The organism is Phytobacter massiliensis JC163, from assembly GCF_000321045.1.
GTDB classification, from domain to species: domain Bacteria; phylum Pseudomonadota; class Gammaproteobacteria; order Enterobacterales; family Enterobacteriaceae; genus Phytobacter_A; species Phytobacter_A massiliensis.
Map to the genome: position 1 here is coordinate 42161 of NZ_HE578950.1, position 13516 is coordinate 55676.

Consider the following 13516-nt stretch of genomic DNA (forward strand, 5'->3'; position numbering starts at 1 on the left):
TTCGGGGTTTATTATGTTTCTTGAAGAACGTAGACATCGTATTTGGCAATATTTAAATGAAAATGAACGCGGCAACGTAAATTATTTTTCGCAGCATTTTGGCGTTTCTAAAGAAACGATCCGTAGCGATTTAAATATTCTGGCGGAGATGGGGCTGGTGCAGCGATGCCACGGCGGGGCGATTATTTTGCGGCGTAGTTTACAGGCGGAATTAATCTCTGAAACCGGGCGTGGATTCGAAGTGTTACTCCAGCCAATAGACCGTCGTAAGCCGCAGCACGATCCTCAACAAAAAGGAAAAACTATGCAGGGCAAGGTCTGTGTATTTGGCTCGTTTAATGTCGATATTGTCGCGCGGGTGGAGCGTTTTCCCCGCGGCGGCGAATCCCTCCTGGCGTTGGGCAGTAGCCTGGGGCCGGGCGGCAAAGGGGCCAATCAGGCTACCGCAGCAAGCAAGGCGGGCGCGCAGGTGCACTTTGCGGCGAAAGTCGGTAAAGATCAGTTCAGCCAACTTGCCGCCGATCATTTAAATTCATCTGATATCCACTCTTACACCTTGTATCAATCTGACAGTGAGCCCACTGGCAATGCCATTATTTATGTCTCGCAAGAAAATGGCGAGAATATGATAGCCATCTATTCCGGGGCCAATAAAACAGTTACCCATAATGAAGTACAGGCTATTGCTTCTGAATTATCAGCAGCCGATGTGCTTTTGGTCCAGCTGGAAAATAACCTTGATGCAACTACGGCCTTAATGAAGATGGCCCATGAGCTGGGTAAAACGGTCATTCTTAACCCGGCACCTTGCTCTGCTGAAATAATTTCATCTTTACCGTTTGTTGATGTCATCACCCCGAATGAAACCGAAGCTTCTTTATTATCCGGCGTCGATGTCCGTGACGTTGATACGGCAAAAGAAGCGGCGATGGTAATTGCCAGAATGGGCGCTAAGAAAGTACTTATTACTATGGGCTCGCGCGGCGCGCTGCTGCTGGATAATAACCAGTTCAGCCATATTCGTGCCTTCCCGGCGGTCACCGTTGATACCACCGGCGCAGGCGACGCCTTTAACGGCGCGCTGGCTGCTTCGCTTGCCGCCGGAAACAGTCTGGTTCAGGCCGCGACCTGGGCCTCAGCATTCGCCTCTCTGGCTGTTGAGCTGGAAGGGGCATCCAATATGCCTGACTTTGAACAGGCGACCGTACGACTCCGCACCCACAACTGATTCAGGAAGAGAAAAATGAAAGCCATTCAAGGTATTGTTCCGGTTATGCTCACCCCGTTTACCACCGATGAACAGATTGATTATCCGGCGCTCGCGAAACTGATCGACTGGTATCTGGAAAAGGGGGTGGATGCGCTCTTCGCCGTGTGTCAGTCGAGTGAAATGCAACTGCTGACGTTGCAGGAGCGTGTTGACCTTGCCCGCTTTGTTGTAAAACAGGTAGATGGCCGCATTCCGGTGATCGCCTCCGGGCACATCAGCGATGATATCGACGCGCAAAAAGAAGAGCTGCTGGCGATGGCGCAGACCGATATCGATGCGCTGGTGCTGGTAACTAACCATCTCGATCCCCGCAATGAAGGCAGCGATACCTTTTTCGCCACCCTGAACACGCTGCTCGACACATTACCGGAAACGCTGCCGCTGGGTCTGTATGAGTGCCCGGCTCCGTATCGCCGTCTGCTGACGGATGAAGAGTTTAGCTGGTGCGCCAACAGCGGCCGCTTTGTGGTGCTGAAAGACGTAAGCTGTGATCTGCCCACCGTCGAACGGCGCGTGAAGCTGGCGCAGGGCACCCCGCTGAAAGTTATCAATGCCAACGCCGCCATCGCCTGGCCCGCTATGCTGGCAGGCTCGCAGGGGTTCAGCGGTGTGTTCACTAACTTCCATCCTGAACTGTATAGCTGGCTGTGGAAAAACGGCCAGGCGCAGCGCGAACTGGCTGACGAACTGGCGGTATTCCTCTCGCTGGGGGCAGTGACCGAAACGCTGGGCTATCCGAAAAACGCCAAAATCTACCATCAGCGCCTTGGCACCTTCGACAGTATTACCTGCCGGGTAAACAGGGACGATGTGCTGACGAAGTTCTGGGGCCTGACCGTGATCCTCGATCAGATTCGGGCTGGCACTGACCTGTGGCGCAAGCGCATTGCGCGTTAATCCGGAGAACCTTATGAGCACCGTACACGCTTCTACTGCATCGGCTGTTAAGGCACCTGAGCTGTCGCGCCGTCGCTGGGGCATTATCCTGATTCTGCTGCTGGCGGCGGTGGTTAACTACCTTGACCGCGCCAACCTCAGTATCGCCAACACGACAATCGCGAAGGAGTTCGGTTTCTCCGCCACCCAGATGGGGCTGCTGCTTTCGGCATTTCTGTGGCCCTATGCGCTGGCGAACCTGCCCGCAGGCTGGCTGGTTGACCGCTTCGGCCCGAAAAAGATGTTCACCGGCGCGCTGGGGATGTGGTCAGCGGTGACCTTCCTGATGGGCTTCGTCAACAGTTACAGCTTCTTTTATGGGCTGCGTATGCTGCTGGGCGTGGCGGAATCGCCGTTTTTCACCTCGGGCATAAAAATCACTCAGAGCTGGTTCTCGGAAAAAGAGCGCGGCTTGCCCACCTCGATAATTAACACCGGGTCGCAAATTGCCAATGCCATTGCGCCGCCGCTGCTGACTATTCTGCTGCTGTGGATCGGCTGGCGCGGGATGTTTATTGCGGTAGGTCTGCTGGGCTTGCCGTTAATGCTGGCGTGGCTGAAATTTTACCGCGACCCGGATGCCCGTGAGGCGATGCTGATCCATACCGGCCAGGTAACATCCGCCGCGTCAGCGCAGGAGAAAGGCAACTGGGGCACTTTATTTCGCAGCAAAACAACCTGGTTCATGATTGCCGGCAACTTCTGCATCATGTTTACCATCTGGGTTTACCTGACCTGGCTGCCGGGATATCTGGAGCAGTCCCTCGGTTTTAGCCTGAAACAGACCGGCTTAATCGCCTCGGTTCCGTTCTTTGCGGGGATTCTGGGGGTATTGTGCGGCGGCACGCTCTCAGACCGTCTGGTGCGCAAAGGCGTCTCTGCGGTAACGGCGCGTAAGGTGCCTATCGTTCTCGGTGCCGGACTGGCGGCCTGTTTTGTGATGCCAATTCCGTTTGTCAGCGATACCACGACGGCCATTATCCTGCTGACGCTGGGCTACTTCTGCTCCCAGATGCCTTCCGGTGTTATCTGGACGCTGGCGACCGATATGGCACCGAAAGAGCAGGTGGCTTCACTGGGAGCTATTCAGAACTTTGGCGGCTTCCTCGGAGCGGCGCTGGCACCGATCGTAACGGGCATCATTCTTGATGCCACCGGGCACTTCACCAACGTCTTTATTCTGGGCGGTTGTCTGCTCTTTATGGGAGCCTGCTGCTACGGTTTCTTTGTGCGTAAACCGATTCGCTAACAACGCTGTTTTAGACGAGCCCGATGCATCAGCGCCGGGCTTTTTTATGATCGTAGCCCGGGTAAGCGTCAGCGCACCCGGGATTCCCGGATGCGGCGTAAAGACGCCTTATCCGGGCTACGACGCTATCACGCCATGCTACGCCAGGTAAAAAACCTCTTTAAGCTCTGCGCTTACCGGGCTGTTGTCGGGGTTGGCGGGCATCACGTCGCGCATGTGTTTCCACCAGCGCTGGCAGACATCGGTGTTGGCCACTGCGTTCCAGCGCTCTTCCGACTCGATCTCCACGGTGGCGAACAGCAGGTTGCGCGCGTCATCGAGGTAAATGGCGTAGTGGTGCGCGCCATGCGCTTTTAGCACGGCTTCCAGCTCCGGCCAGATGGGATTATGACGACGTTGGTACTCTTCGTGCGCATCGGGGTTAACCTGCATCACAAAGGCCTTCCGGATCATAATGCCTCCAGATAGAGCTCGCGCACTTCATCACGGCTGGCGGTACGCGGGTTGCACGGCGCGCACGGGTCCGCCAGCGCTTTGTCGAGCCAGCCTTCAATATCTTCTTTGGTGACGCCCAGCTTGCTAAAGCCGGAGGGAATCCCCACGCGGGCGCTCAGGTCGCGGATTGCCTGAATTGCGCACATGCTCGCCGCTTCATCGCTCATGCCACGGGTATCGACACCCATCGCCTGCGCCACGCGGGCAAAACGCGCCACTGCGTTGGGGCGGTTAAAGTTTTCGATGATCGGCAGCAGGATGGCGTTGCAGACGCCGTGCGGAAGGTTGTGGGTTGCTCCTGGCTGGTGGGCCAGCGCGTGCACCAGACCCAGACCGGCGCTGTTAAAGGCCATGCCTGCCAGATACTGGCCGTAGGCCATCTGCTCGCGCGCTTCGATATCGTGCCCGTCGTCCACCGCCTTCGGCAGCCAGAGGTTAATCAGGCGGATCGCTTCCAGTGCGTTGGCGTCGGTCAGCGGATGCGCGCCAATTGAGACATACGCTTCCACGGCGTGGGTCAGCGCGTCCATCCCGGTCGCGGCGGTGACAGTGGCGGGGATCTCCAGCATCACGCTGGCATCGTCCACGGCAATATCCGGGATGATATTCGGGTCGATAATCACCTCTTTTACCTGACGGGCGGTGTCGATAATGACCGCGTTGCTGGTCATCTCAGCGGCAGTACCGGCGGTCGTGTTGATGGCGACAAGCGGCACGCCGGGGGTTTTCACTTTACCTACGCCGGAATAGGCGGTGGAGGGGCCGGGGTTAGCAGTTAGAATTTTTACTGCTTTCGCGGTGTCGATCGGGCTGCCGCCGCCGAAGGCGATAATGTAATCGCAGTTCGCCTGCTGATAGGCCGCGTAGCCTTTTTGCACCAGCTCTTCGGTGGGGTTTGGGAACACGTCATCAAACAGGTGATACGACATCTGGTGCGCATCAAGCGCGGCGAACAGACTATCCAGCAGGCCAAGTTTGACCAGCTGGCCGTCGGTGACGATCAGCGCTTTGCCCCACTGCTTGCCAGCGACCAGATTTACCATATCGCCGATTGCGCCCGCGCCGTGGAGGCTGATTTTGGGAAGTGCCAACATAAAGCTCATAATATTCTCCATAACATTGATTTTGGGAAATCCTGTTCCCCTCACCCCGGCCCTCTCCCCAAAGGGGAGAGGGTGAAAGGCCACGTTAGGGTGAGGGGGAAATTAAATGCGCCTGCGTTGCATAACACGACGGTATAAAATCGGCAGTGAAATCACTACGATCAGCATCACGCCGACAATAATTGACATCACGATGCCCGGCACGTTGAGCAGGCTCAGGCCAAAGGTCACCAGCCCCATCAGGAAGGCGGCAATCACCACGCCCACCATACTGCCGGAGCCGCCAAGGATATTGACGCCGCCCAGTACCGCCATCGTCACCACCGACAGCTCCCAGCCCAGCGCGATGGTCGGGCGCGTACTGCCAAGCCGTGAGGTGAGCAGCACCGAAGCCAGCCCTGCCATCAGCCCCACCAGCGCGAACAGCAGCAGGTTGTGACGCTTCACATTGATGCCTGAATACCAGGCGCCGGTCGGGTTATTGCCGATGGCGTAAGTACGGCGGCCAAAGTTGGTGCGGTGCAGAACGAAAGCGAAGACGATGGCCAGCACAATAAACAGCGCGAACTCAAAGGACAGCGCGCCGAAGACATAGCCCTGCCCGAACCAGGCGAAGCTCTCCGGGTAGGCGTTCAGCGCCTGGTCGCCCAGCAGAATGTAGGTAATGCCGCGATACAGGCTCATGGTGCCGATAGTGATCACAATCGACGAGAGGTTAAACCGGGTCACCAGAATACCGTTGAACAACCCGCACAGCAGCCCCACGCCAAGCCCCACGCAGACCAGCAGCGGGGTATCCACCCCGGCGGCGGCGCAAAAGCCCATCACCGTTGAGCTAAGGGCGATGGTTGACGCCACGGAGAGATCGATCTCCCGGGCGATAATCAGCATCGCCATCGGCAGCACGATGATCGCCTTCTCGGTGAAGTTGAAGGTGGCATCCGACAGGTTCCAGATATTGAGGAAGTAGGGTGAGGCCAGCGCGTTGGCGATAAACACCGCCACCGTCACCGCCAGTAAAAAACCTTCCCAGCACAGCAGGCGCTGCCAGAACGCGGTGCGTACCGGGGCGCTTTTCATCTCATCAGACGTCATAACTTTACTCATGATTTCACCGCCTGTTTTTGTCGGGCCAGCGCCGCGTCGCGCAGAATCAGCCGCCCTTTGCGTTTATTGCCGCGCTCATTGAGCAGCACCGCAATCACAATCACCGAGCCGGAAATGGCCATCTGCCAGAAGGGGGAGACGCCAATCACCGGCAGCGCATTGTTGATAACGCCAAGGAACAGCGCGCCCAGCAGGCACCCCAGCACCCGGCCTGTTCCGCCCATGGTGCTGATGCCGCCAATCACGCAGGCTGCCACCACCTGCAGCTCGAAGCCGTTAGCCACGTCGACGTAGGCCACGGCGAAGCGTGAGATCCACAGATAGCCGCAGAACCCCGCCAGCGCGCCGGAGAGGCAGAAGCTGACGAACTGCATCTTCCCGGCATTGATACCGGTGTAGTAGGCCGCCGTGGCGTTGCCGCCCGCCGTATAGAGGGCGCGGCCCGTGCGGCTGTAGCGCAGGAAGTAGCCCACCAGCAGCAGCGCGGCGATAGCGCACCAGCTCAGCAGCGGTAGCCCCAGCAGCGAGGCGCGCGGCAGGCCGAGAAAATCGGCGCTCATCTGGTGGGAGTTGATCCAGCCGCCATCCGAAAGCAGGAAGATAATGCCGCGGTAGATGCTCATGGTGCCGAGGGTTACCACAATCGCCGGAATACCCATCTTCCACACCAACAGGCCGTTGATTACGCCCATCACCAGCCCGAGCGCGGTCGCCAGCATCAGCAGCGCCCATACCGGAATGGCGGGATAGTGGAAGTTAAGCAGGGCGACGATCATGCCGGTAAGGGCCAGGTTGGCCGCCATCGACAGGTCGATGCCTTTGGTCAGCAGTACCATCATCTGCCCGAGCGCCAGGATGATAAGAATGGCGGTGTCGTTGAACATCTCCACCAGATTGCCGGGGCCGATAAATGACGGCACGCGGCTGCCGATAGCGAGCACCATCAGCACGATGACCCCGCCCAGCAGGGCTTCACGATTTTTCAGCAGTAGCTGCCACATTATGCCGCCTCCTTGCCAGCGCCGCTGGCGGCGCTGACGATCGTTTCCGCTGTGGCTTCGCCGGCCCGATATTCAGCCACCATCAGCCCTTCATGCATGACGATGATGCGGTCTGCCATGCCCATCACTTCCGGCAGTTCCGAGGAGACCATAATCACCGCCAGCCCCTGCGCCACCAGCTCCGACATAAACTGATGCACCGCCGCTTTCGAACCGATATCGATACCCTTGGTCGGTTCATCCAGGATGATGACGTCAGGGTGGGTGGCGAGCCATTTACCGATCACCACTTTTTGCTGGTTGCCGCCGGAGAGGGTCTCTACCGCCTGTCGCCAGCTAAAGGCTTTTACCTGCAGTCGGCTGGCGTACTCATCCGCCAGCGCCCACTCTTTGGCGTCATTCAGCACGCCGTTAGGGTTGAGCTTGCTGAGCTGCGGCAGACTGATGTTCTGAGCAATCGGCAGCTCGATAATCGCGCCCTGTTTCTGCCGCTCTTCCGGCACGCAGACGATCCCGGCCTGAATGGCGTCCGCTGGCTGGCGGAAGCGCACCGCTTTACCGTTGAGGATGATGTCGCCGGAGGAGGGGCGGGAGACGCCGGAGAGCGCATGCATGAGCTCGGTGCGCCCGGCGCCGACCAGGCCATAAAAGCCCAGGATCTCCCCCTTACGCAGGGAGAAATTGATATGGGCGAACTCGGTAGGATGGCAGAGGTCTTTTACCTCCAGCACCGTCTCGCCCTGTTCGCAGGCGACTTTCGGGTAGGTCTGGGTAATGGCGCGGCCCACCATCATCGCCACCATGCGTTCTTCGGTGATCTCCTGCATTGCGCCGGAGCCGACAAAAACGCCGTCGCGCAGAATGGTGTAGTAGTCCGCCAGTTCGAAGATTTCATCAAACTTGTGCGAGATAAACAGGATGGCTTTGCCTTCCTGTTTCAGGCGCTCAACGATCTGATAAAACTCCAGAATTTCATGCTGGGAGAGAGCGGCAGTGGGCTCATCGAGGATAACCACCTGCGCGTCAAACGAGAGCGCACGGGCGATAGCCACCATATGGCGCTGGGCGATGCTGAGGGTTTTCAGCGTGGCGCGCGGGTCAATTTGCACCTCAAGGCGGGTAAGGATATCCCGCGCTTTCTGGTGCATTGCGGGCCAGTCGAGCTTTTTCAGCAGCCCTTTATAGAGGTACTGGCCGACGAAAATATTTTCGGTGACCGAGAGTTCGTCGAACAGCACCGTCTCCTGATGGATAGCGGTAATCCCCACCTTATGCGCCGATTCCGGCGTCGGAAGCTGAATGGGAATCGCTTTATAGAGGATTTCTCCCTCTTCAGGCTGGTAAATACCGGTCATCACTTTGACCAGAGTGGATTTACCCGCGCCGTTTTCACCGATAAGCGCGGTGACTTTGCCGGGCCAGAGATCGAGCTGTACATTTTCAAGGGCGCGTACGCCAGGAAAGACCTTGGTGATGCCCTTGAGTTGAAGCAGTGGCGTCATGATAGTTCTCCGTAAAATCACCCCTCACCCTAACCCTCTCCCCAAAGGGGCGAGGGAACTGTTCAGCGCTCTCTGGCAGCATTGCGCAGAGGGTTGGGTGAGGGAGAAGGGATCAGAAAATTTTCGAGAACTTATCAATATTGCTGGCATCGTAGACGAACGGCTCGGCCATTGCGCCGTTGCCGTCAGCATCCAGTTTTACCTTGCCGAGTTTGCCCATATTGGCTTCGGATTTGGTTGCCGTTCCTTTCACCAGATCGTCCGCCAGATAGGTGGCGGCATAGCCCAGGTCGATCGGGTTCCAGATGGCGAAGCTCTTCGTCGCGCCGGACTTCACCGCCCCCGCCATTTCAGACGGCAGGCCGAGGCCCGTAACGTACACTTTGCCGATTTTGCCCTGGTCCTTCACCGCCTGCGCGGCCGCCACGATGCCCACCGATGACGGCGAGACAATCACTTTCAGATCCGGATAAGATTTCAGCAGACCTACCGCTTCACGGTAGCTCTTGTCAGAAAGATCGTCGCCGTAGGCCACGGTCACCAGATTGACGGAAGGGTACTTCGGCAGCACCTTCTTCATCTCTTCAATCCAGATATTCTGGTTGGTGGAGGTGGGGGTGGCGCTAAGAACCGCCACGTCGCCTTTCTCCACATTCAGCGCTTTCAGGGCATCGGCGGCAAGCTTAACGTTGGTCTCACCGATCAGGGCGTTGTTAGACGGGTTCAGGTGGATCTGACGGCCCGCTTTCGCCACGCCGGAATCCCAGGAGACCACCTTAATACCGCGCTGCATCGCTTTTTTCAGCACCGGCACCACGGCATCCGGATCGTTCGCCGAAATGGCGATCGCATCAACGCCCTGAGCGATCAGGCCGTTGAGCACTTCGATCTGCGCTTCTGCGGTGGTGGTCGTGGGGCCGGTATAAATCACTTTCACATCGCCTAACTCTTTGGCGGCCTCCTGCGCGCCGGTGTTTGCTGCTTCAAAAAAACCATTTCCTAATGATTTTGCCACCAGGGCGATTTTGACTTCTGCTAAAGCGGAACCGGACAGCGCCAGAGCGGCAACGGTGAGGATTAAGCTTGTCTTTATTTTCATTGCTTGTACTCCACTGAGTTAGAGTTTTACTGCACAGGTAACAGAGTTTCCCCTTCGGATCGTTGCCCGAAGGGGTTATTGGATGTTCTTATTGGTACAGCTCTAATGCGCTTGCCAGCGGGGTTACGCCAAAGCGTTTGCCCAGCGCAATCAGCTCTTCACGGGTGATGGTCTGCTTCATACCGCCCATGGAATAGACTTTTACCAGCACTTCGGCGGATTTCTCGGCGGTGTCGATCAGGCCAAAGGCTTCATCCAGCGTCGGGCCGCTGCCGAAGACGCCGTGGAACGGCCACAGCACCAGCGAATGTTTGCTCATCTCCTGGGCGGTGGCCTTGCCGATTTCGTCCGTGCCCGGCACCATCCACGGCAGAATGCCGACGCCGTCCGGGAAGACCACCAGGCACTCGGTGCTGCCTTCCCACAGTTTGCGGGTAATGAGGTCGGTGGTGTTTTCCAGCACGTAGGTCAGGGCGATCAGGTTGGTGGCGTGGCAGTGCATAATGACACGATCTTTGCCGTCGGTGGCTTTGATGCGTTCACAGTGTGAGCGGAAGTGCGCCGGCAGTTCCGAGGTGGGCACCGCTTCGTTCGTCAGCCCCCACAGAATGTGATAGCCCGCGCCGTCGCTGTCCACTTTTACCACCCCGAGGTTGGCCTGCGGGTCGAGCTGAACGTTACGGAAGAATTTACCGGAACCGGTGACGATAAACGGCGTGTTAGCCAGTAGGGGCATCGGTTCGCTCAGGGCGATATAGCGCGGCTCGGCGTGAAATTCCCCGGTGAACGGGGCGATGTCCGCCTCATCCAGCCGCAGCGTCAGGTTGCCGCCGTTACGCTCATCCCACCCTTTCAGCCAGGCGTCGCTGGTGGCTTTGATCATGCCCTGGACGAACCAGGCGTTAATAATGTTCTGCATAGTTTTCATTTCCAGTTATCGCGGTGAGGTTTAGCCCTCACCCTAACCCTCTCCCCACAGGGGCGAGGGGATGGTTTGCGTGAATCACCCGCGCTGACTCAACACGTCTTTCTCATAGGCCCGCACGCTCTCCAGCCACTGGCTACCCGCCGGGGCGTCGTGACGCAGGCAATACATCTCCCATACCGCCTGCCACGGCAGAGATTTTTGCTCTTCCAGCAGCGCCAGGCGGGCGGTGTAATCGCCGTCGGCTTCCAGCTGGCGCAGCTGCTCTACCGGCTCCAGCAGGGCGCGCAGCAGCGCTTTTTTCATATTGCGGGTGCCGATAACCCACGCCGCGATGCGGTTAATGGAGGCGTCGAAGAAGTCCAGTCCGATATGCACGCGGTCAAACAGCTTGTGGCGCACGATTTCACTGGCGATGGCCTGCGTTTCGTCGTCCAGCAGCACCACATGGTCGCTGTCCCAGCGCACCGGGCGGCTGACGTGCAGCAGCAGACGCGGCACATAGAGCATGGCGGCGGAGATTTTGTCGGAGATCACCTCAGTCGGGTGGAAGTGACCGGCGTCCAGGCACAGCGCGGTCTGGCGGCTGGTGGCGTACCCCATGTAGAACTCATTGGAACCCACGGTGTAGCTCTCCGCGCCGATGCCGAACAGTTTGCTTTCAACAGCGTCAATATGGTGCGCCAGGTCGAATTTCTCGCTCAGCGCTTCATCCAGCGCTTCCATCAGGCGCTGGCGCGGCGCCAGGCGGTCAACGGTCACATCTTTCATACCGTCCGGCACCCAGATGTTCATGACGGACGGGGTGCCCAGCTGTTCGCCAAAATAAGCCGAGACGCGACGGCTGGCTTTGACGTGATCGATCCAGAACTGGCGAATTTCATCACTGGCGTGCGACAGGGTAAAACCGTCGGCGCTGAGCGGGTGTGAAAAGCAGGAGGGGTTAAAGTCCAGTCCCAAATCGTTGGCTTTCGCCCACTCAACCCAGTTTTTGAAGTGTTCCGGTTTGATGGCGTCGCGGCTAACCGTCTCGCCTGCTTCGTGGTAAATCGCATGCAGGTTCACCCGTTTCGGGCCGGGGATCAGGCTCAGCGCCTGCTCGATGTCGGCACGCAGCTCCTGCGCGTTACGCGCTTTGCCGGGATAGTTGCCGGTGGCCTGAATACCGCCTGTCAGGCTGCCTTCCGGGTTTTCGAAACCGGCGACATCATCGCCCTGCCAGCAGTGCATTGATACCGGCAGACGATCGAGCTGGCGCAGCGCCTCCTCGACATCAATACCCACAGCGGCGAAACGCTGTCTGGCGAGTTCCCAGGCTTGTTCAAGTTGAGTGGTCATGCGCAAAGCTCCTTGGTCGGTCGTTTTTGCTGAAACCGCACGACGTAGCGGGCAATTTCGTTGTCAGGATGAGGTGTAAACGTGGTGAGCCCGTAGCTGGCGCTCACCACGTCACGGAAATGGTCAACATTGCTGAGTTCATTCAGCGTCATAAGCTGCACGCCGATATTGCCGAGGGTCGAGGCTTCAATCGGGCCTGCTACCACCGGCAGGCCGCAGGCATCGGCGCAGAGCTGGTTTAAAAGCTGGTTCTGGCAGCCGCCGCCCACGATATGCAGCTGGCTAAAGGGCTTACCGCGAAGCCGGGCCAGTTCGCCGAGAATGTCGGCGTAGAGCAGCGCCAGGCTGTCGAAGATGCAGCGCGCCAGTTCGGCATCGCTTTGCGGCACCGGCTGACCGCTTTCGCGGCAGGCCGCCTGGATCTCTGCGGCCATGTGGTCGGGGTTAATAAAGCGTTCATCGTTCGGATTGATGACGAAACGGCAGGCCGGGAGCGCGCCCGCGGCGGCGATCAGCGCGGGCAGGTCGGCGACGTTGCGCTCTTTCAACACCCGCTGGAGCAGCCACAGCCCCATAATGTTTTTCAGCACGCGGTAGCGCCCTTCCGCGCCACCCTCATTGGTGATATTGGCGGCCAGCGCCTCATTGCCGGTATAGGGGGTGGTGCTCTCAAAGCCCATCAGCGACCAGGTGCCGGAAGAGAGGTAAGCGGCGTTGGCCTCTTTCAGCGGCGAGGCGATCACCGCGCTGGCGGTGTCATGGCTGGCGACGGCGACAACCGGAATCGCGCTTCCCTGCGGGCTCTGCCAGTGGCCGATCACATTCCCCGGATGGGTTGGCGTACCCAGCCAGGACGCCGGAACGCCCGCCCAGTCGAGCAGGGTTGCATCCCAGTTATCGCTGTCGATATTGACCATCTGCGTGGTGGTGGCGTTGGTGTATTCCCAGTTGAGGTTGCCGGTCAGGCGGAAGCTGAAATAGTCAGGGATCAGCAGCGCATGGGCAGCGGAGGCCACGACTTCCGGCTGCTGCTGCGCCAGCGCGCGAAGCTGGTAGAGGGTGTTGAACGGTAAAAACTGAATACCGCTGCGGCGGTAAATATCCGCCTTTCCCAGCTGCGCCAGCGCGTCAGCCATAATGCCGTCGGTGCGGCTGTCCCGGTAAGAGACGGGCAGGCCGACACGCTGGCCGTTCTGGTCGATCAGCACAAAGTCCACGCCCCAGGTGTCGATGCCGATGCTGTCGATAGTCACGCCCGATTCACAGGCTTTTGCCAGGCCCTGGCGGATCTCCTGTTCCAGCGTGTCGATATCCCAGCAGGTGAAGCCATCCTGTTTTTGCAGGCAGTTAGCGAAACGGTGCACTTCACTGAGCGTTATGGTCCGCTGCTCCGTCGCGTAACGCGCCAGCATCACGCGTCCGCTGGATGCGCCTAAATCGACGGCGACACAATGGCGAAATGTCATGATCGGGTCCTTAAAAGAGTCATTG

12 protein-coding genes are annotated in these 13516 nt (G+C 58.5%); 3 read left to right on the top strand and 9 right to left on the bottom strand.

The window, feature by feature from the left end; all coding sequences use genetic code 11:
- Positions 1-13: 13 nt before the first annotated feature.
- From ENTHG_RS22225 to ENTHG_RS22235, 3 genes are read left to right on the top strand one after another with little or no spacing between them, the layout of a single operon-like run.
- The gene (locus ENTHG_RS22225; RefSeq protein ID WP_044185361.1) at positions 14-1228 is read left to right on the top strand and encodes a PfkB family carbohydrate kinase; all 1215 of its coding nucleotides are present in this window, start codon (positions 14-16) and stop codon (positions 1226-1228) included.
- Positions 1229-1243: 15 nt separating this feature from the next.
- Positions 1244-2167, top strand: coding sequence for a dihydrodipicolinate synthase family protein (locus ENTHG_RS22230; protein ID WP_044185364.1), 924 nt, complete (start codon positions 1244-1246; stop codon positions 2165-2167).
- Positions 2168-2180: 13 nt separating this feature from the next.
- On the top strand, positions 2181-3455 hold the full coding sequence (locus tag ENTHG_RS22235) for an MFS transporter (protein ID WP_044185367.1): 1275 nt from the start codon (positions 2181-2183) through the stop codon (positions 3453-3455).
- Between the two features lie 138 nt (positions 3456-3593).
- Here the strand turns inward: ENTHG_RS22235 and rhaM are convergent, their stop codons facing one another.
- The 9 genes from rhaM to rhaB all read right to left on the bottom strand — a co-directional run bounded on the left by rhaM (position 3594) and on the right by rhaB (position 13491).
- Positions 3594-3908 (bottom strand): L-rhamnose mutarotase, encoded by a 315-nt coding sequence (rhaM, locus tag ENTHG_RS22240; RefSeq protein WP_044185370.1) that lies wholly within the window; start codon positions 3906-3908, stop codon positions 3594-3596.
- Positions 3905-5053 (bottom strand): lactaldehyde reductase, encoded by a 1149-nt coding sequence (gene fucO / locus ENTHG_RS22245; RefSeq protein WP_044185373.1) that lies wholly within the window; start codon positions 5051-5053, stop codon positions 3905-3907. Before fucO ends, rhaM begins: the two co-directional genes overlap by 4 nt.
- Before the next feature lie 102 nt (positions 5054-5155).
- Positions 5156-6160, bottom strand: coding sequence for an ABC transporter permease (locus tag ENTHG_RS22250; RefSeq protein ID WP_044185376.1), 1005 nt, complete (start codon positions 6158-6160; stop codon positions 5156-5158).
- Positions 6157-7161 carry an ABC transporter permease gene (locus ENTHG_RS22255; protein ID WP_044185380.1) on the bottom strand — a complete coding sequence of 335 codons (1005 nt, stop codon included), beginning with the start codon at positions 7159-7161 and terminating at the stop codon, positions 6157-6159. The genes ENTHG_RS22250 and ENTHG_RS22255 overlap by 4 nt, the downstream gene beginning before the upstream one ends.
- On the bottom strand, positions 7161-8663 hold the full coding sequence (locus ENTHG_RS22260) for a sugar ABC transporter ATP-binding protein (RefSeq protein ID WP_044185383.1): 1503 nt from the start codon (positions 8661-8663) through the stop codon (positions 7161-7163). Before ENTHG_RS22260 ends, ENTHG_RS22255 begins: the two co-directional genes overlap by 1 nt.
- 112 nt (positions 8664-8775) lie before the next feature.
- Positions 8776-9762: a rhamnose ABC transporter substrate-binding protein gene (gene rhaS, locus ENTHG_RS22265; protein ID WP_044185386.1), complete on the bottom strand. Its 987-nt coding sequence runs from the start codon at positions 9760-9762 to the stop codon at positions 8776-8778.
- 88 nt (positions 9763-9850) lie between these two features.
- Positions 9851-10681 carry a rhamnulose-1-phosphate aldolase gene (gene rhaD / locus ENTHG_RS22270; RefSeq protein ID WP_044185389.1) on the bottom strand — a complete coding sequence of 277 codons (831 nt, stop codon included), beginning with the start codon at positions 10679-10681 and terminating at the stop codon, positions 9851-9853.
- Positions 10682-10765: 84 nt separating this feature from the next.
- Positions 10766-12025 carry an L-rhamnose isomerase gene (locus ENTHG_RS22275; RefSeq protein WP_044185392.1) on the bottom strand — a complete coding sequence of 420 codons (1260 nt, stop codon included), beginning with the start codon at positions 12023-12025 and terminating at the stop codon, positions 10766-10768.
- On the bottom strand, positions 12022-13491 hold the full coding sequence (gene rhaB, locus ENTHG_RS22280) for a rhamnulokinase (protein ID WP_044185395.1): 1470 nt from the start codon (positions 13489-13491) through the stop codon (positions 12022-12024). Before rhaB ends, ENTHG_RS22275 begins: the two co-directional genes overlap by 4 nt.
- Positions 13492-13516 lie beyond the last annotated feature (25 nt).